This window comes from Pseudoalteromonas shioyasakiensis, assembly GCA_013391845.1.
Lineage (GTDB): Bacteria > Pseudomonadota > Gammaproteobacteria > Enterobacterales > Alteromonadaceae > Pseudoalteromonas > Pseudoalteromonas apostichopi.
Genome location: CP058414.1, coordinates 3,310,239 through 3,335,953 on the forward strand (window position 1 = coordinate 3,310,239; position 25,715 = coordinate 3,335,953).

Here is a 25,715-nt window from a genome sequence, read left to right on the forward strand (position 1 = left end):
CTAAATTGTATCAATTTGTACGAAAGGATTAACAAATAAAGCAGATTAGTAAACACTTAGACTCAGCTAAACATAATGAAAAACTATTAGCTAAAACTAAATATAAATTCAGTTTTCTTTTTAAAACAACAAACTAACTTTTTAAACATTAAGAAATATGCCAACAAGCTGAAAATACAGGCTTTGCATAGCACCTATTTGTAGCTACAACGATAAGTAAGGTATGATAGAACCGCTTTTTTATCGTGTAATCGCCGCTCATAGGCTGCATAAATAACAATTATAATAAGCGGCAAAAAAATGAGTACTCAAAGTGAGTTGAGCAGGTTACATCAATTTTCGATGGTTATTGTTACTTTGAAGAAAAGACTATTAAAAAACAGAGACTTGGTTAGATGATATACCGATTAAGTTGGCTATTGCTGTTTTTTTGTCTTTGTTTTTCGTCGCTTTGCTTAAGTGATGACAATCCTGAGCAACCTTTTTTTAAAGTCTCTCCCACCGTGTGTGTGACAGATACGAAACAAAAGGTCTGTGAATTTAATATACAAATTCATTTTCGAATTGCTCCCTTTAAAGAGCTTTGTTTAGAAATAACTCAGCGTCCACAGTATACGCAGTGTTATAAACAAGGAGGTTTAATTAGCGAAAAGTTTAAGATTAAAACTGAGCACCCACTTACTGTGAAATTAATAAATCCATTGAGTAATCAGGTTGTTAAACAACAACTACTCTCAATAGCAAGCTATGAAGCTAAAGATTACCGAATAAAGCGGCGCTTTGGCTGGAGTTTATAATGCAGCATATTTTTATAATTGAAGATGATGTGAAATTAGCAAGCTTAATTCAAACATTTTTGTTAAAGCATGGCTATACAATTGATGTGTTTAATACTACAGAGGCTTACCTTAGCAGTGAAATCACCTTCATGCCTTCACTGATTATTTGTGATGTTATGCTACCGGATGGCAATGGCTTTGAGTTAATTTCCCAGTTGAAAGAAAAATACAGTTGCCCTGTCATTTTTTTAACAGCGCTGGACTCAGTACAATCACAAATTAAAGGTTTGAACTTAGGCGCCTATGACTACCTTGTAAAACCCATTAAGCCTGAACTGTTATTAGCTAAGGTTAAAACAATTATCGCCCATACTGTTGGCCAAGATAACTTTTCACATCAAAGTGATATTTTGCGTATCGACACTAAAAAACGTGATATCTACTTTCATAATACCGCATTGAACCTCAATGAAAGTGAGTTTGAGATCATTGCCTATCTAGCTAAAAGCACACCCCAACCGGTTTCTCGAGAAGTATTATTTAAGCATGTTATTGGTCGTGAGTATGATGGACTTGACCGAGCTATTGATTTAAAAATTAGCCGTTTACGTAAAAAGCTTAAAGAAACCATTAGCAAACATAAGGAGTCGTTGGATATTAAGTCTGTTCGGGGTAAAGGATACAGCCTGGATATTTCAAAAATATGAAACAGCAATTTTTTAAGCTGTATTTAATTATCACTGTCAGCTTAATTGCCTTAGTTTTGGCTTTTGGTCAGCTTTATAATCAATTTTTCTCTGAGCAGATACCGAGTGTGCAAATCAGCGTCGCAGAACTTGCGCAAATCGCAGAGCAAAAAGCATCTAGGATCAGTACCTTTAACCAAAACGAACTTGTGTTACCCGATTCATTGCAAGCTAGTTTCAATAAAGATGGCATTATCAGCGTCACCGAGAATAATCAGCAGTATATATACCTGAAAGGAAGTTTCGGCAGCATTCAAAAAATAGGCCCTATTTCCTTGATTTCACAAGCAAAGACTGACTGGTTTGCATTTTTTGCCTTTTACTTTTTACTTGGTGCCATGATCTTGTTGTTCATTCGCCCTGTATTTCGTGATTTGAGTTTATTACAACGCGCAGCCTACCACTTTAGCAAAAAGCCACAGCGGATAGAGCTAGATATAAAACCTAATTCATCTATCGCGCCATTGGCTAGCACGTTTACCCATATGTCTGAGCGCATTAATAAATTTGTGCAATTACATAACGATTTATCACGCATTATTTCTCATGAAATTCGTACGCCTCTTACCCGTATGCGATTTGCTTTATCGATTGCTGAGCTAGAATCACAAGAAAGTAGGCAAATAGAACGCGATATCGATGAAATTGAATTACGTTTAGAGCAATACTTATCGTTTGCTCGCTTAGAGCACCAGCAAAGCGTGTTTAATCAGGAGAAAGTTAACTTAACTAAACTTATCAATACGGAAGTAGCTAAATTCGATTTATACAGAGAACTCGAATTCATTTCAGCGCTTGAAGTAGATACTGCCTATTGTGAAGCAAGCTTTATGGCTATTGCAGTGCAAAATTTACTGATCAATGCCACTAAATACGCAAAAAACACTATCCATATAAGCAGTAAAGAACAAGCGGGCTATTACCTTATAAGTATTGCAGATGATGGACCTGGCTTACCAATTAATGCAGATGCGCTGATTGAGCCTTTTAAACAAGGTGAAGGAGATAAGTTGGCTAGTGGTTATGGATTAGGGCTTTATATAGTTCATCGTATTGCCAGTTGGCATGGCGGTAAAATAAGCTTAGCCAATTGCCCACAAACGGGCGGTGCACAAATCACAATACACTGGCCTAAAAGTGGTAGGTAATACCTGTAAAGCCTGAGAAGTATCCGTTTTTATTGATCATGTTTGAATTGGCTAAGTTGCTGTCTAGCCATGTATGTTTGAGTTTGAAATCAAGACTGAAACTATCGCTGATCGGATATTCATAGCTCACTTTCAAATAGTAGTTGGTGGCACTTTCTAAATTGTAGCTTAGTAAGCGGGTTTTACTTTCAGTTGGGTAAACTGTGTAATAATAGTCAATCAACTCTTCATTTTTGTAATTAATGCCCGCCTCAATACCAGCAGTACCAGAAAACAGCTCAAATATTTGGTAGCCGTTAAACAAGATTTCATAACCATTATGAACATTGGTCACATCGTTCACATAAGCTGCACTTAACCAGATGTCATCATAAACGTTTACAGCAGACGATAGCCCAGCCATATAAGAAAGGTCACGCTCTATGGGCGTTAGCTCAATGGGTGAAGCTGTTGGTAAAGTTGGTCTTCCTGAACTCGATCTTACAACATCTACCGCATAAAGTTTATCTACTCCATCAAGCTCAAAGAAAAAGCCATCGTCATTAAAGCGACCAAGTAAATCGACATAAAACTTTTCTGTTTCATATAAACTGTAGCCAACAGAAAAGTCATCGAAATACCAATTATCACTGTAATAAGCAAAGCTTGGCAGAATTGGCGAAGTGACGTCATCAGCATCAAGTACTGGGTTTTCAATACCCCCATAGCCAACTGTGATGCTGGCATGTATTGTCGACTTTTTAATTAATTGCGGCTGTATACCTTCAACCTGCGCAAATGCAGTTGATGCAGATAAACAACACACTAAGCCAAACAATTTCTTCATTAACCCAATTCACCTTTATGTCATAACAAATAATTATTATGACAACTTAATACTACTAAAAACTTTTTAGTCTTTACCCAATCGGGAAAGATCATATCGTTTGCACGCATCTTTGTATAATTTTTTTACCATACAAAGTGCACAAGGCATCCCTTTTATACCTTATCTTTAAATTAACACACTGAAAAAAATATAAAACTGCCTGTACATTTTGCTACATAGGTTTTCAATTTTAGATATTCTTTTTGGTTATTAATAAATGCCCATTAGGTTTTACTAGACGCAAAAAAGGGCCCTAGGGCCCTTTGTCACATAACATACTTAGGGATTTATTAGTTTCGTTTTACACGGCGACGAACACCTGCAAAACCTGCTAATAACATAGTTAACCAAGCAAGTGAGCCACTTGATGATTTCGCTTTTTCTTCAGGAACCACAGTTGTTTCTTGTGCGGTTACCGTCACAGTTACACCAAGCTCCATCGCTTCAATACCATCACTTACCGTTACAGTAAACTGATGCTCACCAGCCGTTAAACCTGATACTTCAGTGATTGCTGATGCTGGGCTTGCTATTGCACCTGGGCCTACCCATGAGAAAGTTAACTCATCGTTGTCTAAATCATGTGATGCAGATGCATCTAAAGTAATAACGCTGCCCTCAGTAACTTGCTGAGCACTTGCTTCAACAACTACAACTGGTGCGTCATTAACAGCTTCAACCGTTAACATGAAGGTTGTACTTGCAGCATCTGATGGATATTCGATATCAGACACCATTACAGTTACTTCTGTTTCACCAGAGAAGTTCTCGTTTGGTGTAATCGTTACTGTATCGCCATCAACTTCATAGGTAACATCATCAGAAATTACTGAGATTTCATTCTTCGAGTTCTTCTCATCAATGTGATGAACTTCAAAGCTAATTGGTGTTTCCTCAGTAGTTACCATGTCATCAAGTGCAACAACAGTGATATTACCCGGAATTGCCAGTGTCGCTGTTGAAATCATGTCATTAAGACCTGAGATAGCAGCTTTCGCACCAACTTCAAGTGTTTGACCTGCTGCCGAAGGCATAACTTCAGCCCATGCAGTCACTTCAAACTGTGATGATTCTGGACCTATGTAATCCATACAAACAACATAATCATCGCTAATTACTTCATCTAGGTTGTTATAAGCAATTTGGATACCACGGTAATTTTCAAGTGGACCATACTCATACTGCGCACCACGGAAACCTTGTAAGCCGATACTACCTGCAGGACGAGTGCTGCCAAAATCTAAATTATCGTATGCGTAGTAAATTTCATGTTCACCTTTACCAAAACGAGTATTAGCATTGAATAACACTTGGAAGTCAAATGAGTTATCACGTTTTGTATAAGTGTATTTACCCGTAGAGCGATCATAAACAGGGTTGTCGTAGTCTGATGCGTTATCCCACTCAACGATACCCCAACCTGTTGTTGTGCTTGCAAGTGAAATACCTTCGTCAGACGATAAGCCAACCGACATTACAGAGCGTAATAAACCGTGGTCACTAAATTCCCAACCACGCCATAATGGACCCATGTTCTCATATGGGAATGAGTTATAAGGGAACGGATTATGCACAGGGTAGAAGTAACGGCTGCCATTGGTGTTTACTGTACCCATACCACGAATTTGAATTATCGAGTTTTGGATATTAGTATTTTCAGCATTATTATAAAGGCTGAATGTGTCGTATGCGCCATTATAAAAACTAGCAATTGGGAGTGAATAACCCATGCGAGAGTTGTACAGGTTATCCTCATCAAAACCAGATAGCATAGGCATAATACCGAACTCTGCCAAGTCAACATAGCCACCTGGGTTTGAGTTACCAAAATCAGGCGTACGGCACATTTCATCAGTGATGTTATCGGTTACGATATAGTCAGGCTCAAAATCGCGAGTATCCGCTTGTGTGCCAGTTACAATTACTTTGCCGTCAGCAATTTCAACATTGATTTCAGATGCTGTTGAAACCATTACGTTTTCTGCTTTGATATCAAGACCTGCAGGGATATCAAGTTCCAATGAGAACTCACGGTCTACACCTGAGTTATTCGCTAACACTTCAAACGTGTAAGGTACCATATCGCCTACTTTTGCACCTGTATATGGCGCATCAAGATGAGCAACGTCATTACCACGATTAAGTTTAAATGGAATAGAACCTAGGTTGCCATGGTTTACTGCCGACGTGCCTACATCAAGAAGTGAGTAGTACACACTGTCAGCATCAAGGTCCATATCCCAGTCAACAGTCATTTCAACAGTATTTTGGCCATCACTTCCTGGAAGGCTGGCAGTCATACCTGAAGCAACTTGGTCTGAGACAACCGCTGTTGCAAGTTCAAAGGTTTCTTCAACTGCACCCACTGACGCTTTATTCGGACTATAAGCAACAACCCAATACTCGCCTTCTTCTGGGTTATTAATATTACAGAAGTTTTTATAAATCTTGTGGTTAGATGCACACAAAATTTCATCTTGTGGCTGAACAATCCCATCACCATTGTAGTCTTTACCTACATAAATAATAGGGTTTAATACATTCAAGGTGCCTTCTAGTTCAGATTCAACAGCAACAGTTTCTGCAATAAAACGTTTTGAGTTAGCTGGTACTGTCACAAACTTAGTAAATGTTGCTTCATCTAAAATATCAGCTGTATCCACATCACCTGTGCGGTTCATCGTCCAAGGGAAGGTACGTTCATCATCTTTTGGTAAAGTCACCGTTGTGATATCTGCTTTTACTGGCTGATATGCACGTGCTACTGGCGCTTCTACATTTGGCAATACAATGCCCTTAGCAACATATGTTCCCTCATTAGAGTGAGCTGTCGTCTCTAATGATGATGGTAAGATACCACGGTCATATTTGAACGCCACAGGCCAATGCGCATCTGGGATATCCGCTTCTTCGGCTTGGAAAACAAGGTTTGTATGAAGCTCAACTTCAGAGTTACTGAACCAATCTTGGGTATCCATGATTGATGCTTTAACAATGATTGTTTGTGTTTCACCTTTTTTCAGCGTGAAGGTTTTCGGGAAGATATCAATGTTCACACCGTTTTGAGCTGATTGTGAATTAACATCAAACGCCCAGTTTTCAACATCTTCATGACTTACAGTCCACGTGCCATCTTCAGTTGCCTTAATGGTACGAACCCACTGACACTCTGGCGCACATGAGAAGTTAACAAGGTTTGGTAAGTTTAATTTATGCGGCGTACCACCATTGTATGGATCTGCTGCTAAAAAGTTATCAGCAGTTTCATCCATAACAAAGCCAGCCTTTGCTGCTAATGCTACATTAATTCGACCAGCACCAGAGCGATAAGTTTTCGCATCTGCAACCACATCATTTTGGTCGTTTAAACGGTGATATTTAACAACATTCTCAGCTGTCATTGATAATGCTGATTGTACTTCAGCAGCAGTCCAATCAGGGTGAACCTGACGAAGTAATGCCATTGAACCGGCAACATGTGGTGATGCCATCGACGTGCCGCTGATTGCCGCATAATCTTGACCATGCGGCGTCACGAACGGATGCTCATCAGAGTAAGCTGCGTAAATATCTACACCTGGTGCAGCTAGAGTCGGCGCTAAAACTTCAACGTTTGAGTATGACGGACCACGTGATGAGAAAGTAGCTAGCCAATCCGCATCTTCAGCATCAACACGACGCTCAATTACGGTTGGTTTAATAGTAACCATGTGGCCTTTCTCTGAATTACTATCTACCCAGTCTTCTAAACCATCTTCTGGGTATACTCCATTCCATTGCTCATATGTAAAGTGAACACCTGGTAATGAATAGCTTTGAGGAACAGTACCTTGATCACGGTCACGGTTAAACAGGATGAAACCATCTGCACCGCCTGCTTTAACATGATCTACTTTTGCGGTTCGCGCGTTAGCTTCTGGGTCATTGGCATCATGGCGCTGACAGATAACAATAACATTCGTGCTACCATCGGCCGCACCTGCGATTTCAGTACCATCTTTGTAGAAGTTAAAAGTATTTTCTGGGTAATCTGCAGTACAGTAACCGTTGTAATCTTTATAGCCATTTACGTCTTCGTAATCTTTAGCCCAAACAACCACACCAGTAATTTCTTCACTGTTGATTGACCCCCCAACAAGCCCCATTTCTGACCAGCTTGGTACTTCTGAACCCAAAGTTTCGTCCGCAAAGCCTGCAAACTCTACCGCAGTTTCAACAGCGACAGTACGACCATGAGTTGTTGCAGCAACTTGTGCAAGCCAAGGTGATGAGTTATCAAGGTAACCAAAACATTCTGATGAACCGCAAGCTTGACCACTGTTACCAGCCGCAGCTGCAACGTTGATACCCGCTTCTCGTGCTGCTAAGAATGCTAGTTGCACTGGATCTGCCCAAACATTTGAGTCAGCACCGCCGATTGAGAAGTTGATTACATCAACACCATCCGATATTGCATCTTCAATACCTGCAACAAGTGCTTCGCCGGGACAGCCAACGTATTCATCACTTGATGGGTAACATACTTGATAAGCAATAATATTTGCGTGCGGTGCCACACCTGAGATTTCAGGGAAAAGGTCTTCTTTTAAAATATTACCATCGGTATTTTCACCGTAGCTTGGAAGCATAAATGGTACATTCTTAACCACGTTACCAGCAGCAGTTGATGCAACATGCGAACCGTGACCTTGATAATCTTCACCAATTGCCGGCCAACCAGGGATCATGGCATCAAACGAATCAGTGATCACATCATAAGAACGCACACCGATTAATTTATTATTACATTGAATTTCTTCAGGTTCTTCAACACAGTCACCTACATAAACGCCCGCACCAAACGGGTTTTCATGTTCGTAACCATCACCGCCAACGGCCGCAAATGATGGGTGATCTGAGTTAATACCGGTATCGATGATACCAACGATTTGACCTTTACCTTTGCCCTTGATGCCACTTGGAACGCTTGAACCATTCCAAACTTGATCTGCACCAATGTGCTTAAGACCTTCATCTGAAAGCAAGTCATAGTTCTTAGATCGCATCACAGAAACAACCGCACCAAGTTTGGAAACGCGCATTGCTTCTTGCTCTGTCATTTTTACAGAGAAACCATTTAATGCTTTAGTGAATTGACGACGCATCTCTGTACGACCAGTCACAGCTGTGACGCTTTGCATTACAGTGCGTTGTTTTGAAAGCAATTTATTTTGATAATCAGTTACGGCAGAGACTGCCGCTTGACCTTTTTCGAATACTTTTGAAACGCCTTGTGCTTGAAGTGATTGTGATAATGGCGAGGTTAAATCGCGTGCTTCTAGGGCAACAGCATTATCACGTAAACGAATGATGTAAATATGTTCGCCATCAATGCCTTCTTCTTTAAATTTATTAGCTTTGCTGTTTAGCTGAACATTAAGACCATCATTTTGCAACATGCTTGAAGAGTTACCTTGACTAAGCTCTTTGCTAAACGCTTTTACTTCTTCAAATGTAATGTTAGGTGCTTTTAATTGGTGTTTGACTAGATTGTTATCAACACCTACTGCGTGAGCAGCGCTAGCACTATAGAGAGCTGCGGCAACAGCAATCGAGAGTGTTTTCACTTGCATAAAGTATCCCCTGGATAGTTAATTTGAATAATTATTGAAGCACCATGAATATCCATCTCCGGCTTACAATTACAATATAACCACAGGGTGTTTTAAAACTGTTGCAAATTCGTGTAGCGCTTTGTACGCATTGTTAACATGGAAATTACTTTGAAAAGGGCAAATCTTTTTAAAATCCCCATTCCTATTGAATGTTATAGGAAAGCTGCACGCGAATAGTTTTATAAAAAACGAAGGAGGGTTGAGTAACCAACAACTACTTCCTTGTTACTGACAAGGGGTTCTTGCATTAAAATAGACCTCTTAATTAAGCATGTTGTTAAAAGTGTGAATTAGCTTAATTTCTAAAACAAAAAACCGAGCATAAGCTCGGTTTTTGCAACTAATATCACAATTAAGCTTGTGGATAATCGCGATATGCACGCTCAATTTTTTTCGCCTGCTTTTTAGACACACCAAGGTGTGCTAATGCAACACGTAAACGAGCACGCGAAAGATCTGAGCCTAAAATTTCCATTGCATCAAGTACTGATGTTGATGAAGTCTTACCTGTGATAGCCACAAAGATTGGCTCAAGAAAGTCTTTGATCTTCAATTCATGGAAAGTCGCCACTTCTTTTGCGATAGCAAAAATCGCTGGTTTTTCCCAACTGCGTAAACCTTCTAATTGCCAGATGAAGAACTGCAATGCTTGACGGATTACATCTTCATCGGCTTTACCTGCCGTTAATAGCGCAGGATCATAGCTTGGAATCCCCCCCACAAAGTGACCGGCAAGATCAACCATGTCAGAAAGCGTATTAATACGCGTTTTTGCTTCTGGCAATACTTTCGCGAATAGCTCTGAATTAAATTTCCAATCAACAAAACGTTGCATTAATTCTGCATCAGATAAGTTTTCACGGATCCACATACCGTTTAACCAGCTTAACTTATCAATATCAAAGATAGGACCACCAAGCGACACTCGTTTCATATCAAAGTGTTCAATCATCTCTGCTAACGTGAACTTTTCACGCTCGTCTGGCATTGACCAACCCATACGGCCTAAATAGTTTAATAGTGCCTCTGGTAGGTAACCCATTTCTTTGTAGTAATTGATTGAAGTTGGGTTTTTACGCTTAGATAACTTTGATTTATCTGGGTTACGAAGTAACGGTAAGTGACCTAATACAGGCGCTTCCCAACCAAAATCTTCATATAATTTTAATAGCTTAGGCGCTGAGTTGATCCATTCTTCACCACGGAAAATATGGCTAATTTGCATGTGGTGATCATCAACAACGTTTGCAAGGAAGTAAGTTGGGAAACCATCAGCTTTAAGTAGCACTTGCATGTCTACATTTTCCCATGGGATCTCAATCTCGCCACGCAGATAATCGTTAAACTTAAACGTACCCTCACTTGGGATCTTCATACGTATTACGTAAGGTTTACCAGCTTCAAGATTCGCTTTAATTTCATCTTCAGAAAGATTTAAACCACGACCGTCGTATTTTGGGCGTAGGCCTTCTGCCATTTGCTCTTCACGCATTTGGTCAAGTTCTTCGCTCGTTGCAAAACAGTAAAATGCTTTACCTTGCTCAACTAGCTGATGCGCAAATTTCTTATATAAATCGCTACGCTCAGATTGACGGTATGGACCAAACTCACCGCCTACATCTGGACCGTGATCCCAGTTCAAGCCTAACCATTTTAAGCTATCCATAATAGCTTGCTCTGATTCTGGTGTACTACGAACTTGGTCTGTATCTTCAATACGTAGCACAAACTCACCGCCTTGCTGCTTAGCAAAACAGTAATTAAATAATGCGATGTATGCAGTACCTAGGTGCGGGTCGCCAGTTGGTGACGGAGCAACACGGGTGCGAATTGTCATGGTAATATCTCTCAAAAGACAATTAAAAATTTGCCCAAATGCTAGCACAGCACGGACTATAATCGAAGTGAAAAGCCGCCTTATGCAGCGACTTTATCTAAATAAGCAATGATATCGTTTGATTCATACAACCAAGTTACTTGGCCGTTTTCTTCAATACGTAAACATGGTACTTTAACTTTTCCGCCCTGCTCTAAAAGCTCTTGGCGAAACTGCTCGTTACCTTTTGCATCACGGGTTTCAACTGATAGACCTTGGCGTTTAATAGCACGACGTACTTTCACGCAAAATGGGCAGGCCTTAAATTGATATAGCTTAAATTGTGATGTTACTGAATCAAGCGCCGCTTGCTCAGCTGCCGGACGCTTTTTACTACGTGGTGTGAATACAAAATCAAAAAACAAAATGATGCGGCCTAATAACCAACGAACGAACTTCATCTCACCTTCTCATAGGGTTCTAAAAATAGTGGGCAATTTTAACACAGCAAGGCGCGCTGCAACACCTTAAAACAACTCTATTGAATCATCATCTAGAGGTTGGCTTTGTTGGATATCTAATTCGGAATAAGCAGTAACGCAATTTCGTCCACTATTTTTAGAATGGTATAGGGCTTGATCGGCTTTTTGTACAAGGCTTGCAACCATTTCAAACTCGTAAACCGGCATAAAACCACTACTCACAGTTAAATTACCAACCTGAGGAAATGGGTATTCTGCAACACAACCTCGAAAACGGTTAAGAGCATTTCGTGCATCTAACTCGTCACTTGCTTGAAATAACACGGCAAATTCTTCACCGCCATAACGAAAAACGTAATCTTCAATGCGAAAGTTATTTTTTAATAGTTGTGCCACTAACAAGATAACTTCATCACCAATAACGTGGCCATAATTATCATTCACACGTTTAAAGTGATCAATATCGACTATAGCCAGATACCAATGACGATACTTAGAGTCAAGCTCCTTGGTATGCAATGAGGCTTCTGAAGCTATTTCAATTACTTTTTTATCAAAGGTCTGTCTGTTAAGCAGTTCAGTTAAAGGATCTAATTGAGATTTATAAAGCAAAGATACCTGATTGGCATATATATTAAGCATGTAAATAGCTAACATACTTACACGCTCTGAAAGCTCTTTCTCTGACTCAATTACTAACACACCAATAACGTTACCCATGAAATAAATAGGCACATAGGTAGAAACATACCCATAGTTACGGCTAATACGAATTTTATTACGGCTGACTTTTTCGATGAGCTCATTGACTTCATGTTCGCTGAGCTCTTCGATAACAGAATCTCTATTTAAAAGTCGTGCTGGAAGGCCTGGTTTAAAGAACTTATTAATATAGATAGCAAAGCGAGAGAATCCTTCTAACTCAGTCACGGCATTAATTAGTGCCCGATCCAACCCTAATTCATCTTCTTGCTGCGTAATATCTACAACCCAGTCATGTCCGCAAGGGTTAGCTGCCATCTATTAAAGCCTCAAAAGCTGTTTCTCACTTTAGTTTAGTTAACTTTATCAGATTTACTAAAAAACTATAACAAAATCATATCATCTCGGTGAATTACTTCACTGCTTGATGCAAATGTAAGCAGCTCAGTAATTTGCGATGAATGACAACCTTTAATTTGATCAATTTCTTGATGGTCAAAGTTTACAAGTCCTTTAGCAATGTATTGCCCCTGACTCGACACGACGTCAATAAAATCACCGCGCTCAAAACAGCCACGTACAGTTTTGACTCCTTTCGCTAACAAACTTGCGCCACGCTCTTTAAGCGCAACGATCGCTCCATCGTCTATTACCAACTGGCCCGTACTTTTTGGCCCTGCAAGTAGCCATTTTTTACGGCCATCTTTTGGTGCCTTTAGTTTTAAAAAGCGTGTGCCTGGGAGCTCATCGGCCATGCAATTTAGAATCACATTTTTACCCGCGCCTTTGGCGATAATTACTTCTACACCAGCGCGACGTGCAATATCGGCAGCTTGAAGTTTAGTTGCCATACCGCCCGTCCCCAAAGCTGTACCACTGCCACCAGCAAGCTCTCTTAACTCATCGTTAATGTGCTCTACTTCATTAATGAGCGTTGCATTGGCATCAGAGCGAGGATCGCCTGTAAATAAGCCTTCTTGGTCAGTTAACAGTAACAGCTTTTCTGCATTCGCTAATATCGCGACTAAAGCAGATAAGTTATCGTTATCGCCCACTTTAATCTCGGCGGTTGCCACGGCGTCGTTCTCGTTAATAATTGGCACCACATTATGTGCAAGTAGCGCATTTAAGGTATCGCGGGCATTTAAGTAACGTTCACGGTCTTCTACATCTGCACGTGTAAGTAACATTTGCCCAACATTCACCCCATACAAAGCGAACAGACTTTGCCATATATGAATAAGCTGGCCTTGGCCGATAGCAGCAAGCATTTGTTTTTCAATCAAAGAACGACCACAGGGGGTAATTAGTTGCTCACGACCTGCAGCAACCGCGCCGCTTGATACTAAAACAACCTGATAACCCTGTTTTTTTAATTCGCAACATTGGCGAACAAGTTCAACCATGTGCGCTTTATCTAATTTGTCGGTACCGCCTGTCAGCACACTTGTGCCCAGCTTTACAACAACGACGTGTGGTCTTTGCATTTGATTCTTATATTCTGCATATTGAGGTAGTTTGGGTATATATATACCAGCTAACAGTTTTTGAACAAGTTAAATAAATTCATGCTAGGATCGCGTTCTCGTTTTTTTACTCAATAGCGACACCTATGCCAGCCAGTTTATGCTTAATTATCGCGACCTTTTTATGGGGCAGCTCCTACATTGCTTTAAAGCACGCAATCAATATTTATGATCCTGTGTTAGTCATTTTTTTAAGAATGCTAACCACGTTATTGATTAGCTTATGTTTATGGCGCTACATAATCCGTTTTGAGTTTAAAAAAGGTGACTGGAAGTACTTAATTGGTATGTCACTAGCTGAGCCTTGCTTTTATTATTTATTTGAGGGCCATGCACTAGAATACACTTCTGCATCGCAAGCAGGGGTAATTGTCTCTTGCTTGCCAATTATTGTCGCTATTTTGGCGTTCTTAATATTAAAAGAGTACATCAGTAAAGCCATCGTCGTTGGTTTTACCTTGTGTATTGGTGGCAGTATTTTATTAACGCTATTATCACCAAGTACTGAACAAGCCCCTAATCCACTGCTTGGTAACTTTTTAGAGCTGATGGCGATGGTATGCGCCGCATTTTATACCGTGAGTGTAAAACACTTAGTAGCGCGTTACTCACCGCTGACCTTAATAGCAATTCAAGGGTTTAGTGGTAGCTTGTTCTTTGCGCCTTTTTTATTTTTTATCGAATTACCAAGCGAAAATCAGCACGATTTAAGTGCCCTACTGAGCATTTTATATTTAGGTTCTTGTGTCACTTTAGGTGGCTATGGCATGTACAATTACGCCATCAGTAAGGTGTCGGTGTTAACCGCTGCCGCTTACTCAAACCTGATTCCAATTTTTGCGTTAATTTTGTCAGCCATTCTACTAGGCGAAGTACTAACCGTATGGCAATGGGTGAGTATTGCGGTAGTATTCGCCGGTGTTATTGTTAGTCAGCGCCATCAAGAACTCAAAGTTGACGTAGACGATAATTTATCAGCCGACACCAGTAGCCTAAACTCAGTTCCAGAAGCTAACGAGTCAAAAGGGTAACAGGTTAATAAATAAAGGCCTGATTGAGCTAAAAAGTCCTGTTCGCTTTGATGAATAATATCTATGCTGCGAACTTGATAGTGTTCAATCTGGCCATTTTGCAATTGCACACTGAACTGCTCACCCACTATAACATTTTTTAAAAATGCAAAGTGGGTGTCGTTATGGCCAGCTATTAACACCCCTTTTGAGCTGCCAAGTTCACCGCTTGGCAAAAAGTGCCCGGGGGCAAACGCGAGGTTTCGCCCCGATGCACCAGCAAGTACTGTCAATTCTTGCTGCTGACTTGGCCAATTTATGTGTGCGGTGACATAACCATCGGCGTAAAACCATGGCCTTACTTGCTCATAAGGACTCAGCAAAGCTTGCTGCCAAGCCGACTCAATTAACACCTGAGCAAGCCAAGCCTTCGCCTGCATATATCCCCCATTAGCAAACAATGCGATACCTAGTAATGCGCAGCAAACTGGCAGCGCTTTTTTTAGCGTCGCCATTGCCATAACCACGAGGATGCAATCAACATCAACCCCAGTAGCATAAACACCCGGCTTTGTCCGTCGGTTTGCGGAAGTGTCATGCCGTTCGGTAGTTTGTTTCGTACTTGCATTGAACGCTCTGCAATCTCATTACCCGCATAGTTATCAACCGCAATAAAAGCTGTAAAAGGGCTGAGTAAATGATGCTGAAGTGCCAATGTTTCGACTTCTGCGCGTACCGCCTGTTTTTCGTTATATAGCAGCAGAGACTTAATTTTTTGTCTTGCCCAAAGCCTTGCTATACCTTCACCGCTTGCGGCATTATTCGTTGCTAAATTAATAGTCATTGGCCCTGAATTTGTTTGCCCCTTTAACGTTAAGTGCTGACTGCCATCAAGCTTTACTGCAACCAAAACAGGCTCAGAAAAATACAGGTCCGGTAACGGCGACGGCCAATATTCAAGTGCACCTTTATCGCCTTCAAGAGCAAGCTTTGTAACAGCGGGGTGTGCCAGCTTATTAAAAAGCAGTTGCATTTTTGGCTGTACTTGACTGGTACTACTAATAAAAGTGAAAGTACCACGGCCAATATCGGCAGCCCTAGTCATAAAAAAGCTATTAGGTGCGCTGCCGATACCGACAGTAAATAGCCTACTGTCACCTAAACCCGTTTGAATTTGCTTAAATAGCTGCGTTTCATTACCAACACTGCCATCTGTTAAAAACACCACTTGGCGTACAAAACCATCATGCTGTTTACCATCAAGTACCTGAGTCAGTGCTTTTGCTATTTCGGTGCCACCATCTGCTTGTAAACCATAAATAAAGCGCTCTGCGCGGCGGATGTTAAAATCATTGGCAATCATAGGTGTATCACTTAATACCGACACTTCGTCATCAAAACCTATAATGTTAAAACTGTCATTTTCATCTAATAACGATAAGGCATAGAACAGGGCTTGTTTGGCCTGTTCCATAGATTGACCATGCATTGAGCCAGAGGTATCAATAACAAACACCATTTCACGCGAAAGGCGTGCCTGCGAGGTAAAGTGATCGCTTGGCGGCACTAACATCAGTAAGCCATATTCTTGCCCTGCTACTGTTTCGGTAAAAAATGCAGCTTGTGAATGGGCTTTATCAAGGGGTTTAAATTCGAGCTCAAAGTCTCTATCCATTGGAACATCACGATTAAGTGATAATTGGTACTGACCAAAGCTTGGATTATCGATTTGCATGCCCGCTAAATTAGCGCTGATATCACTCAGTTCAAGGCCAATATCCATCGAGATAACAAGGTTTAAGCTCGCATCAGACTCTTGGCTTTTCGCACGGTAAAAAACAGGTTTTAACCAAGCTGATGCCACTTGCTCTGTGTCAGTTGTTGGCTCAAACTTTTTCTCTGTATTAACTGTTTGCTGAAGCTCTGCCGTCAAAGGTTCGTAACGCGGTGTAATCGTTGTAGGAAAACGCAATGAAAATACACCATCACGAAAACCGATGATCTCCTGATATTGCAAGGTGATTTCAATTTCTTCACCAGCTCCAAGGTTTGCCACATCGGTAGAGAAAATATTAGCACGTTGCTGACGCACTAAAGCGGCACGTTTACCCTGCTTTTGAGCTTGCTCAAATTGCTGTTCAGCCTGCTGCTTAAGGGCAATATTGCCTGTGATAATACGCTCACCAATTTGCATTTGCATGGCATGAACAGCACTTTCATCAGGCAACGGAAACACATACCGGGCATTTACCGAAAATGGGTGCGGGTTTTGATAACGCTGTTTAACAACAACATGATTAATAAGCCCGGTGAGCGTCATAGTGACATCGTTTTTCACTAATAAACCCGACGACACTTGGCTATTTGAGTCATCATAAAAACGCAGTTCGGCACTGGCATTTTCAGCAAATGCTGGATTAACGGCATAGCCTAATAAGAGGATAAAAAGGCTCCCAAAAAGAAGCCTTTTGGTACGGTTACTCAACATATTATGTCACTCCATCGACAGATGAATTAGTGGTTACTTTGCGCTGTGCGTAAACGACTTTGTGCCACAGGGCGTGTCGTTAAGGTTACGCGGCGATCAAACACGTTGTCTTCGTAGTTATTTGAATCAGCGACACTTTGCTGCTCACCAAAGGCGGTTGCGGTTAAACGGGTATGAGGCACGCCTTGCTTAATCAAATAACTTTGCACTGCATTTACACGCTGTTTCGAGAGCATTAAATTAGCTAGCTCATCACCGCGCTGATCAGCAAAACCACTTAAATCGATAGCAAGATTTGGCTGGGCTATGAGTAACTGCGCGACTTTGTCGAGTTGATTAGCAAAGTGCGGAGCTATTTCGCTAGAGCCGGTTTTAAACTGTACCGTCATAGCCAGTAAGGTGTTTAATTGGGCTTGTAGTAACTGCTCTTTTTCATCAGCTAATAATTCAAGTTGCTCACTAAGGGCTTCATTATCAGCAATCACTTGTTGGTAATCTGCGGTTTGCTCTTTCATTAAAACTAATGCGTGGGCTTGCTCATCAATGGTGTTTTCTGCCGCTTCTTTTTCGCCAATTAAGCCACCAGCAAACGCGCCAATAAATGCGCCAACTGGGCCTCCTACTATGCCACCTACAACTGCACCAGCACCTAGGCCAATGGCCGTTTCTTTCGGTGTCTCTTGTTTTGTTTTACTCGCAGCTTCTGCAAAAGGGGTTGCAGTTAGAGCTGATGTGATGACAGCGGCAATAATTAATTTTTTCATGGTTTAATCCTTTTTCTACTTAATTGCTTGGCAACATTGGTTGGTGTTGCGAACTTGGTATGGAGCTATTGAAACAAGTCGAAATGGCAATAAAAGGGATCAAAAAAGGCAAACTGCTGAGCAATTGTGGCAGAAAAATGGCAATCGCGTTTTTGCCAGTACGCAAGGCAAAAAATTAGGTATAGTTCGCTATAGAAAGAATTTAAGTAAGTATTAACAATGAAGAAAATAGCAATCGTTGAAGATGAAACAGCAATCCGCGAAAACTACACAGAAATGCTCAGTGCTCAGGGCTATCAAGTTGTAGGCTTTGCTGACAGAGCCAGTGCTGAACTGGCATTTAGTCAATCTTTACCAGATTTAGCCATTGTTGATATTGGCCTTGGCCATGAAGTGGATGGTGGTTTTTTACTTTGCCAAACATTACGCAGTCTATCTAAAACCTTACCGATTATATTTTTAACCGCCCGTGATAGCGAAATTGATACCGTATGCGGCCTGCGTATGGGAGCTGACGATTACTTAACCAAAGACATCAGTATGGCACATCTTGCTGCTCGCATTGGCGCATTGTTTAGGCGCCTTGATGCCTTCGACCAACCAGCTGATCAAACCGCTCTTTTGCATCGCGGTCCATTAAAGTTAGATACCCAGCGCATGCAGGTTTTTTGGCAAGAGCAACTGGTTGATTTAACTGTGACAGAATTTTGGATGGTGCATTCACTTGCACAGCGCCCAGGCCATGTAAAAAGCCGTAACGAATTAATGAGTGATGCGAAAATTTATGTTGATGACAGCACCATTACTTCGCACGTAAAACGCATTCGTAAAAAGTTTATTGCCTTAGATGATGCGTTTGACTGCATTGATACAGTGTACGGTATGGGTTACCGCTGGGAGCAAGCTTAATGCTGCGTTTTGGGCTTAGAACAAAGTTTATTTTCTTATCCTGCTTTTTGTTTTTATTGCCTTGGCTTGGCTATGAATATGTTTGGGAAATGGAAAAGTTCTTAAGACAAGGCCAAGAAAAAACCTTAGTTGGTACAACCCGCGCGCTAGCAACGGCATTACATGAGCGGCCCGCTTTATTTGACTCGCAAACCAATTTTTTAGATCAAGTTGTAAAAGGTCGAGATTTATATGCCTATAACCTAAATAACCCGATTCAACTTGATGGTAAATTGTCGGAGTGGCAACCTTATCAAAGTTTATTTTGGCATTATGACAAGCGCTACTTACAGGGGTTAAGTAACGATCATCAAGATAGTGATCTAAGTTTTGATCACATGGTAGGCAAATACGAAAACTTCCTTTATGCGGCTTTTAAAGTCACAGATAGTTCACTGGTGTATCGTGCTAAAAATGTGCTTAGTTTTACCCGTAATGATCACTTACAGATCATGTTAAAAACACCTGAAGGTAAATTTAATAGTTATGTGGTGGCCGCCCGCCAAGATGGTTGGGTTAATGCCTTTGATGCTACAACACAAGAGCCTGTCACGAAAATTCAAGGCTATTTCAAAAGCACCGACACGGGTTACAATATAGAGCTGCGTTTTCCGCTTGCGATGCTAGGTAATAAGCTTGGTTTTGCGATTGAAGATTGGGATGAAGACAAGGTTGAGCCTCAGCTTATGTCGACCTCAAACCTACAAAACCCCAATGATATCGGCTCTGTTTTAGTGCCTTCGCCAGAAATTAACCGTATTTTGAAAGGCATGGGCCACAGTGGCAGTCGAATTTGGGTGGTCGATAACCATCATCGTGTACTTGCACAATCAGGCTCAATTCACCATGCCGATGGTGTTTGGGCAGACGGCCTAAAAGAGGAGCCCGCAACAACCTGGTGGCAACGTTTTGAGCAAGATTACTTACACCCTCTGTACTATAAGATTCTGACGCGCCCAGAGAATGAATTCATTGATACCTTACATGACGTAGCAGCGATGCAAGGCACACATATTGCGAGTGCCTTAAAAGGAAAACCCGCATCATCATGGCGCTTAACCCCAGATAACAAAGCCGTTATTTTATCGGCGGCCTACCCTATTTGGATCCAAGATAAAGTAATTGGTGCAGTAATCGCAGAAGAAACTACCAACGGCGTGCGTACATTACGTAACAAGTCACTAGAAAAGCTATTTAATGTCATTTTAGCGGTGATGCTTGTTGGCACTGTGACCCTGTTCTTTTTTGCTTCAAGAATTTCCAGCCGTATCCGCCGCTTACGTGATAATGCTGAACAAGCCATTGATGCCCAAGGGCGGATCACTGGCAACATAACCTATGCCGACTCTAATGATGAAATTGGCGACCTTTCTCGCAGCTTTGCCAATATTGTTAGTCGCTTAAGTGGTTATACTGATTATTTAGAAAATATGTCATCACGGCTATCCCATGAGCTGCGTACACCTGTGGCTGTTGTTCGTTCATCACTTGAAAATTTACAAATGCAGCCACAATCTGAGCTCAGCCAAAAATACTTAGACCGTGCCAGTGAAGGGGTTGAGCGATTAGGTAAAATTATTACCACCATGAGTGAAGCGACGCGTCTAGAACAAAGCATTCAAAACGCCGAAACAGAAGAGTTTGATCTCACCAAGGTGATCACTGGATGTATGCAAGGCTATCAAATAACCTATGGTGAAAGCCTATTTACTCTGTCGCTTGATAAAGAACCATTAAATGTCAGTGGCGCACCAGAGTTTATTGCCCAATTACTCGATAAACTTATCAACAATGCACTTGAATTTAAAACCCCACAAAGCACAATTTCAGTTAGCTTAACCAAGCAAGATCAACATGCGCTATTAACGATTAGCAACCAAGGGCCTTTGTTACCCGATGGTTTAGTTGAACACATTTTTGACTCAATGGTATCTGTGAGGAGCCAACAACATCAGCAGCAGCCCCACTTGGGTTTAGGTCTATATATTGTAAGGCTTATTTGCGATTACCATCACGGTAAGGTATTGGCAGAAAATTTAGATGATGGCACAGGTGTTGTGTTTACTGTGAAGCTGCCTATTAAATAAGCACATTTGCGTTACATATGATTACAGTTTAGAGACGTTATATTCACCAATAATTCAGATTACAGAACGTAATATTTGTATTACAAAAGGCAAATATTTTTGGAGAGCATCATGCGATCTGGATTACAACGTGAAGAGATTGAATTCATTATGGGGCTATTTAACCATAATGAAGTAACAGATAAACAAGCGGCTCCAAAAAAGCAGCCAGTAAAAACTGACACAAAAAAAGTTGATACAGCGCAATATAAAGCGAACTACAAAGCAACTTATTTGACCTGAGTAAGCCGAGATCATTACAATGGCGCACTTTCTAAAGATGGCATTCTGTAATGAAAAAACACTCACCTAAAAAAGAACTGATTTTACTGCCTGTTTTATTCGTGGCTATTCTGCTTTGTGTTGCAGGGCACTTCCTACTTCAGCCTAACTATCAAGACAGTCATACCGTTGAGTATTTACTTGCTGCACTGCCATTTGCCTTGTTTGGATTAGTAATTATCGCCTTTAAAGTTGCCAGCAAAAACGATAACCAAGAATAGTTAATACCAACTCGCTTAATTAAGTATTATTGAGCATAGATATCACAATACATGATAACCAAACCAGTCGGGCTTCATGGCTTGTGCCTGCCCACTTGGCGTTAATTTGATTGATAAGTTGCTATCAAGCAAATCAATCGCAAAACAATCGTCCACATCGTGTAAATCATCTTTATGAAGATGAGTCATTCCAGCCAATAAAGACTCTTTAGCGCGTTGCTTTGCTTCTTCACTGCTACGCGCAACGTACAAGGCAAAATCATGTTGCTCAGCAAGGCTATCTGCTCGATAGGCACCTAAATTCACAAAATACAGTTTTTCAGCTTGGCTATGTTGAGTATCAACTACTTCAACCTGATAGCCATCGATATGCTGAATTTGCATGTAGCTATCCATATGTACTTTGCTTTTATCACCCACCCACTGTGCTTTAAGCTTTGAATAGGTTTGTTCAATGTTATCGCCTACGACAAATCTAACATCGTGCATTTCAATGTGGCATCCTTGAATACGACCGCCCAAATAGACTAAAAAAAGTGCCATGTTTTTCCTTATATTAAGCTTTCAACATTAATATTGTGCTTTTTAATTAATTTATAAAAATCTGAGCGATTACGTTTCGCAAGCTTAGCGGCTTCGGCAACATTACCCGCTGACATTTTCAGCGTATTAATTAAATAATCTCGCTCAAATTCTTTTTTTGCATCATTTAAAGAAAGCGGCTCAGCAATACTAGCATTGCTGTTTAATGCACTTTCTACGAGCTGAGCTGCAATCACTTTACCGGGTGTTAGGGCTACTACCTGCTCTATCACATTCTGTAATTGACGAATATTACCCGGCCAGTCATAGCGAACCAAGGCATGCATCGCATCATTAGCAAATTGCTTTTGCTCTTGTCCCATACGGTTAGCAATTAAACCTGCAAAATGCTGTGCTAGCAAACTAATATCTTCTCTGCGCTCACAAAGCGGGGGGAGTTTTAAGTTCACCACATTTAATCGGTAATATAAATCTTCACGGAATTGCTGGTTGCTGATTGCCTCAGGGAGGTTCTTGTGAGTCGCTGACACCACCCTCACATCAATTGGGATTTCTTCTTGAAAGCCCACAGGGCGAATGGTTTTCTCTTGTAAAACCCTTAGCAGCTTTACTTGTAAATTTAGCGGCATATCACCTATTTCGTCTAGAAAAAGGGTACCACCTTGGGCTTGTTGAAACAAACCTTGGTGGTCTTTTACCGCGCCTGTAAACGCGCCTTTTTTATGACCAAACAATTCAGATTCTAAAAGCTCCCCCGGCACAGCGCCGCAGTTAATAGCAACAAATGGCCCTTCACTAACATGGCTATGTTGATGTATCGCTTGTGCTAGCAGCTCTTTACCTGTTCCGCTGGCACCGGAAATCAACACATTCACTTGCGTTGGGCCAAGCAATTTAACTTGCTCAAGTAAATGCAACATCGCGCCGCTGCGGGTGACAATATTTGTTTGTGTCGGTGTTTCATCACCATGTACACCATGGATCTCGATAGCTTTAGCAAGGCTGTCGAACAGCTCATCTTTATCAACCGGCTTGGTAATAAACGCAAATATACCTTGTTTAGTTGCTTCAACTGCATCAGGAATCGAACCATGCGCTGTCATCATAATCACCGGCATCGAAGGATAACGACTTTGCAGCTGGCGATGCAGGGCCATGCCGTCCATTTCATCCATTCTTAAGTCAGTGATCACCGCATCATAGGTTTGGCTTTTTAGCGCTTGTAATGCCTCAATGCCACTTTCAACAGTACTTACCAAGTAGCCTTTAGACTCAATTCTAATCGCCAATAACTTTAATAAACTAGCATCGTCATCAACTAATAAAACTCGTGGTTTTGTTACTTCATTCATGGTTACTGCTCCTTGGTTTCTTCACGTAGCAGAAGTTGTTGTTCGATAGTCGCAAGCGACGATAAGGTTTTTTCCATTTCATCACTCAGCGCTTGCTTTGCTTGTTTTGCCGCTAAACTTTGCTGTAAATATTGCTTTTGTAGCCAAAGATACTGCTTAATATCATCTGGCCAATAATAAGCACGGTCGCTTTTATCAAGCAGGTTAAGGGCCTTTTCAGGTTCTGAAGCAGCGAATAAACATATCGACTCAAAAAGACGTTTTAGTTCATTCTCACCAACATAATTTACTTTGTCAGATTTTGCTTTAAAGCCACCACACTTGGCAGCATGCCATGCAATAACGGTACTTGCGGACGGATACAAAGGCTCACTTTTTGGTCGAGGTTTAGGGTTAGGTTGCCCATCAGGTTTAACCTCTGCTTTCGGCTCTACTTGTTCTGGCTCAACATTCTTTTGCGTGAGCGTGCACCCAGTTATAAAAAACGTGCCTATAACAAGCATAAAACTGGCTTTATTAGCTAAGCCCATATCAGTTAACTCCTTGGGTTAATTGAATTGGTAAGATGGCTGTAAATACACACCCTTGAGGGTCATTATCAGTAATAGAGAGCTTACCGTTTAATTGCTCAACGGTTTCTTTGACTATGGTTAAACCCAGTCCGCTGCTCATTTCAGTATGTTGTTTTGCATTCTTGCCTTGGTAAAAAGCCCCGAACACAGCGGCTTTTTCAGTATCATCAATGCCTTCGCCTAAGTCGCTTACATTCAAAATTAATTGCCCCTGCTTTAAGCTTGCCTTGATTATCACTGACTCATGTTCTGGCGAAAACTTTAACGCATTTGAGGTCAGCTGAATAAGCACCATTTCAAGTAGTTCTATTGATATAAACAAGGCTTTATTTGGTAACTCGTTAACCCAAACAATGGATAAGTCACGCGCAGATAATCGGTGCTCAAAATGACGCTCAATTTTATTCATCATCACGTTAAAATTAAGCTCGCTCAGGCTTTGCTTACTAGTGCGGATAGCGTTGTAACTCAATAAGCTTTCAATCATGACTCTAAGTCGCACCATACTTTGTGTTATTAGCTCAAGGACTGCTTGTTGCTCGCTATTGATTGGGCCAACAATTTCATCTGCAAGTAAATCTGTGCCTTCAACCATAGAAGCTAGGGGGGTTTTCAACTCATGTGTCACATGACGCAAAAAAGTATCTTTTTGCTGCTCAAGCATATGTAACTGTGCTTGTACCCATTCAAGTTTATTGCCTAATTCAACTAATTCTGAAGAACCACGAACATGAATTTTTTGCTGCCAGTGCCCTTGCCCTAATTTATCAATAACATTGGTAAGCTCTCGTAGGCGTCCGCTTATCCGCCATAGAAATCCACCACCTACCAATAGCGTGAGTGGAATTAATGCTATTAACCAATTAATAAATGAAGCTTGTAATGCTTTTAATTGCTGTTGGTTTTTTGTGATCCGTAATTCATTTTGCTCTTTAAGCCAGTTTGTTTGTTCACTGATAAGCTTGCTAGCAGGAGCAAACAGCTCACCATCTTGCTTTTGTTCAACTAGCAAATGCTGCTCTGCAAATTGTAATACCTCAGCAAGCTGACGCCACTGCGACACATAATCAGCTGTAGGGCTCAAAAAAATAAGCTCATCAACACTTTGCAAAGAAGATTGCCACTTGTTAGCAATCAGGCTATCGAGAGATTCACTCTTAAGCACCCAATTTTGTCGAGTCGCCCTTTCTAAACTATTTAAGTCTTGTTTAAGGTTATTGAATGCTTTGGTAAGTTCGTAATTGTCACCGACGATTTCTTGGGTCAGCGCAAGCTGCTTATTAAGGGCATTTAAAAACAAAATCACCACTAAAGATAACGGCAGTAAAGACAGCAAAATACTACAAACGAACTGACTAATGAGACTAGGCCGCCAGTTGACTAACTGTTTCATTTTTATCGCTACTTTATTTTGCATATTCACTCTCAACATAATTGCTGATGCTGATTATTAGTGAATAAACTTAGACACTCGCTGAATCCGACCTTAAAAAGTACTGACTTTTACCCAAAAACTGATACATAGTTGCTATTTAGCAACACGCTAACTCATTGAAACAAGGTGAATAAAGCTTAGTCGCCTAAAAAGCGTTGCAAAAAAGACACAATACTCTGTAACTATTTCGCATTAAAAACCACACAAAAGGCATAACCCACTGATAATTAACACATTTAAAAACTGGCACCAA

The 25,715-nt window shown here is 40.9% G+C and carries 21 protein-coding genes; 8 read left to right on the forward strand and 13 right to left on the reverse strand.

Annotated features, from left to right (window positions below; all coding sequences use genetic code 11):
• The first annotated feature begins 509 nt into the window (after positions 1-509).
• Genes HYD28_15155 through HYD28_15165 form a run of 3 tightly spaced genes read left to right on the forward strand, consistent with a single transcriptional unit; the run spans position 510 to position 2,673 of the window.
• On the forward strand, positions 510-797 hold the full coding sequence (locus tag HYD28_15155) for a DUF3019 domain-containing protein (protein QLE10179.1): 288 nt from the start codon (positions 510-512) through the stop codon (positions 795-797).
• Entirely contained in the window at positions 797-1,486 is a 690-nt protein-coding gene (locus tag HYD28_15160; GenBank protein ID QLE10180.1) for a response regulator transcription factor, read from the forward strand. The genes HYD28_15155 and HYD28_15160 overlap by 1 nt, the downstream gene beginning before the upstream one ends.
• On the forward strand, positions 1,483-2,673 hold the full coding sequence (locus tag HYD28_15165) for a hypothetical protein (GenBank protein ID QLE10181.1): 1,191 nt from the start codon (positions 1,483-1,485) through the stop codon (positions 2,671-2,673). Before HYD28_15160 ends, HYD28_15165 begins: the two co-directional genes overlap by 4 nt.
• Here the strand turns inward: HYD28_15165 and HYD28_15170 are convergent.
• The 6 genes from HYD28_15170 to proB all read right to left on the reverse strand — a co-directional run bounded on the left by HYD28_15170 (position 2,657) and on the right by proB (position 13,682).
• Positions 2,657-3,499, reverse strand: a complete 843-nt coding sequence (locus HYD28_15170) for a MipA/OmpV family protein (GenBank protein ID QLE10182.1) — start codon at positions 3,497-3,499, stop codon at positions 2,657-2,659. The genes HYD28_15165 and HYD28_15170 overlap by 17 nt on opposite strands.
• Positions 3,500-3,831: 332 nt before the next feature.
• Positions 3,832-9,153, reverse strand: coding sequence for a S8 family serine peptidase (locus HYD28_15175; GenBank protein QLE10183.1), 5,322 nt, complete (start codon positions 9,151-9,153; stop codon positions 3,832-3,834).
• 394 nt (positions 9,154-9,547) lie between these two features.
• Positions 9,548-11,032 carry a glutamate--tRNA ligase gene (locus HYD28_15180; GenBank protein ID QLE10184.1) on the reverse strand — a complete coding sequence of 495 codons (1,485 nt, stop codon included), beginning with the start codon at positions 11,030-11,032 and terminating at the stop codon, positions 9,548-9,550.
• 80 nt (positions 11,033-11,112) lie between these two features.
• Positions 11,113-11,472: a glutathione S-transferase N-terminal domain-containing protein gene (locus HYD28_15185; protein ID QLE10185.1), complete on the reverse strand. Its 360-nt coding sequence runs from the start codon at positions 11,470-11,472 to the stop codon at positions 11,113-11,115.
• A 66-nt stretch (positions 11,473-11,538) separates the two neighbouring features.
• Entirely contained in the window at positions 11,539-12,513 is a 975-nt protein-coding gene (locus HYD28_15190) for a GGDEF domain-containing protein (protein ID QLE10186.1), read from the reverse strand.
• 65 nt (positions 12,514-12,578) lie between these two features.
• Positions 12,579-13,682, reverse strand: coding sequence for a glutamate 5-kinase (gene proB, locus HYD28_15195; GenBank protein ID QLE10187.1), 1,104 nt, complete (start codon positions 13,680-13,682; stop codon positions 12,579-12,581).
• Between the two features lie 125 nt (positions 13,683-13,807).
• Here proB and HYD28_15200 point away from each other — a divergent pair, with 125 nt between their 5' ends.
• Positions 13,808-14,752 (forward strand): DMT family transporter, encoded by a 945-nt coding sequence (locus tag HYD28_15200; GenBank protein ID QLE10188.1) that lies wholly within the window; start codon positions 13,808-13,810, stop codon positions 14,750-14,752.
• Here the strand turns inward: HYD28_15200 and HYD28_15205 are convergent.
• The 3 genes from HYD28_15205 to pdsO are packed head-to-tail and all read right to left on the reverse strand — an operon-like array spanning position 14,662 to position 17,983.
• Positions 14,662-15,246 (reverse strand): class GN sortase, encoded by a 585-nt coding sequence (locus tag HYD28_15205; GenBank protein QLE10189.1) that lies wholly within the window; start codon positions 15,244-15,246, stop codon positions 14,662-14,664. The two genes, HYD28_15200 and HYD28_15205, sit on opposite strands and share 91 nt — an antisense overlap.
• A complete protein-coding gene (locus tag HYD28_15210; protein QLE10190.1) occupies positions 15,234-17,219 on the reverse strand; it encodes a marine proteobacterial sortase target protein in 1,986 nt (661 codons plus the stop codon). The genes HYD28_15205 and HYD28_15210 overlap by 13 nt, the downstream gene beginning before the upstream one ends.
• A gap of 26 nt (positions 17,220-17,245) precedes the next feature.
• On the reverse strand, positions 17,246-17,983 hold the full coding sequence (gene pdsO, locus HYD28_15215; protein ID QLE10191.1) for a sortase-associated OmpA-like protein PdsO: 738 nt from the start codon (positions 17,981-17,983) through the stop codon (positions 17,246-17,248).
• Positions 17,984-18,202: 219 nt separating this feature from the next.
• On the opposite strand from pdsO, the gene pdsR reads away from it, so the two are divergent.
• From pdsR to HYD28_15235, 4 genes are all read left to right on the forward strand, one after another.
• Positions 18,203-18,892, forward strand: a complete 690-nt coding sequence (pdsR, locus tag HYD28_15220) for a proteobacterial dedicated sortase system response regulator (protein ID QLE10192.1) — start codon at positions 18,203-18,205, stop codon at positions 18,890-18,892.
• Positions 18,892-21,018 (forward strand): proteobacterial dedicated sortase system histidine kinase, encoded by a 2,127-nt coding sequence (pdsS, locus tag HYD28_15225; protein ID QLE10193.1) that lies wholly within the window; start codon positions 18,892-18,894, stop codon positions 21,016-21,018. Before pdsR ends, pdsS begins: the two co-directional genes overlap by 1 nt.
• Before the next feature lie 111 nt (positions 21,019-21,129).
• Entirely contained in the window at positions 21,130-21,300 is a 171-nt protein-coding gene (locus HYD28_15230) for a hypothetical protein (protein ID QLE10194.1), read from the forward strand.
• A 50-nt stretch (positions 21,301-21,350) separates the two neighbouring features.
• Positions 21,351-21,560 carry a hypothetical protein gene (locus tag HYD28_15235; protein ID QLE10195.1) on the forward strand — a complete coding sequence of 70 codons (210 nt, stop codon included), beginning with the start codon at positions 21,351-21,353 and terminating at the stop codon, positions 21,558-21,560.
• A gap of 42 nt (positions 21,561-21,602) precedes the next feature.
• Here the strand turns inward: HYD28_15235 and HYD28_15240 are convergent, their stop codons facing one another.
• From HYD28_15240 to HYD28_15255, 4 genes are read right to left on the reverse strand one after another with little or no spacing between them, the layout of a single operon-like run.
• On the reverse strand, positions 21,603-22,103 hold the full coding sequence (locus HYD28_15240; protein ID QLE10196.1) for a DUF1543 domain-containing protein: 501 nt from the start codon (positions 22,101-22,103) through the stop codon (positions 21,603-21,605).
• Between the two features lie 8 nt (positions 22,104-22,111).
• Complete coding sequence (locus HYD28_15245; GenBank protein QLE10197.1) at positions 22,112-23,455, reverse strand: sigma 54-interacting transcriptional regulator; 1,344 nt, start codon at positions 23,453-23,455, stop codon at positions 22,112-22,114.
• A 2-nt stretch (positions 23,456-23,457) separates the two neighbouring features.
• Positions 23,458-23,985, reverse strand: coding sequence for a hypothetical protein (locus tag HYD28_15250; protein QLE10198.1), 528 nt, complete (start codon positions 23,983-23,985; stop codon positions 23,458-23,460).
• 1 nt (position 23,986) lies between these two features.
• On the reverse strand, positions 23,987-25,444 hold the full coding sequence (locus HYD28_15255) for a HAMP domain-containing histidine kinase (protein ID QLE10199.1): 1,458 nt from the start codon (positions 25,442-25,444) through the stop codon (positions 23,987-23,989).
• Positions 25,445-25,715: the final 271 nt, after the last annotated feature.

Excerpts from the sequence above, each read along its gene's own strand:
- HYD28_15255 (QLE10199.1), bottom strand. The coding sequence starts at position 25,444 with ATGCAAAATAAAGTAGCGATAAAAATGAAACAGTTAGTCAACTGGCGG.
- HYD28_15180 (QLE10184.1), bottom strand. The coding sequence starts at position 11,032 with ATGACAATTCGCACCCGTGTTGCTCCGTCACCAACTGGCGACCCGCAC.
- HYD28_15165 (QLE10181.1), top strand. The coding sequence starts at position 1,483 with ATGAAACAGCAATTTTTTAAGCTGTATTTAATTATCACTGTCAGCTTA.
- HYD28_15235 (QLE10195.1), top strand. The coding sequence starts at position 21,351 with ATGAAAAAACACTCACCTAAAAAAGAACTGATTTTACTGCCTGTTTTA.
- HYD28_15210 (QLE10190.1), bottom strand. The coding sequence starts at position 17,219 with ATGTTGAGTAACCGTACCAAAAGGCTTCTTTTTGGGAGCCTTTTTATC.
- HYD28_15245 (QLE10197.1), bottom strand. The coding sequence starts at position 23,455 with ATGAATGAAGTAACAAAACCACGAGTTTTATTAGTTGATGACGATGCT.
- pdsR (QLE10192.1), top strand. The coding sequence starts at position 18,203 with ATGAAGAAAATAGCAATCGTTGAAGATGAAACAGCAATCCGCGAAAAC.
- proB (QLE10187.1), bottom strand. The coding sequence starts at position 13,682 with ATGCAAAGACCACACGTCGTTGTTGTAAAGCTGGGCACAAGTGTGCTG.
- HYD28_15200 (QLE10188.1), top strand. The coding sequence starts at position 13,808 with ATGCCAGCCAGTTTATGCTTAATTATCGCGACCTTTTTATGGGGCAGC.
- HYD28_15160 (QLE10180.1), top strand. The coding sequence starts at position 797 with ATGCAGCATATTTTTATAATTGAAGATGATGTGAAATTAGCAAGCTTA.
- HYD28_15240 (QLE10196.1), bottom strand. The coding sequence starts at position 22,103 with ATGGCACTTTTTTTAGTCTATTTGGGCGGTCGTATTCAAGGATGCCAC.
- HYD28_15170 (QLE10182.1), bottom strand. The coding sequence starts at position 3,499 with ATGAAGAAATTGTTTGGCTTAGTGTGTTGTTTATCTGCATCAACTGCA.
- pdsO (QLE10191.1), bottom strand. The coding sequence starts at position 17,983 with ATGAAAAAATTAATTATTGCCGCTGTCATCACATCAGCTCTAACTGCA.
- HYD28_15250 (QLE10198.1), bottom strand. The coding sequence starts at position 23,985 with ATGGGCTTAGCTAATAAAGCCAGTTTTATGCTTGTTATAGGCACGTTT.
- HYD28_15230 (QLE10194.1), top strand. The coding sequence starts at position 21,130 with ATGCGATCTGGATTACAACGTGAAGAGATTGAATTCATTATGGGGCTA.
- HYD28_15190 (QLE10186.1), bottom strand. The coding sequence starts at position 12,513 with ATGGCAGCTAACCCTTGCGGACATGACTGGGTTGTAGATATTACGCAG.
- HYD28_15205 (QLE10189.1), bottom strand. The coding sequence starts at position 15,246 with ATGGCGACGCTAAAAAAAGCGCTGCCAGTTTGCTGCGCATTACTAGGT.
- HYD28_15185 (QLE10185.1), bottom strand. The coding sequence starts at position 11,472 with ATGAAGTTCGTTCGTTGGTTATTAGGCCGCATCATTTTGTTTTTTGAT.
- pdsS (QLE10193.1), top strand. The coding sequence starts at position 18,892 with ATGCTGCGTTTTGGGCTTAGAACAAAGTTTATTTTCTTATCCTGCTTT.
- HYD28_15175 (QLE10183.1), bottom strand. The coding sequence starts at position 9,153 with ATGCAAGTGAAAACACTCTCGATTGCTGTTGCCGCAGCTCTCTATAGT.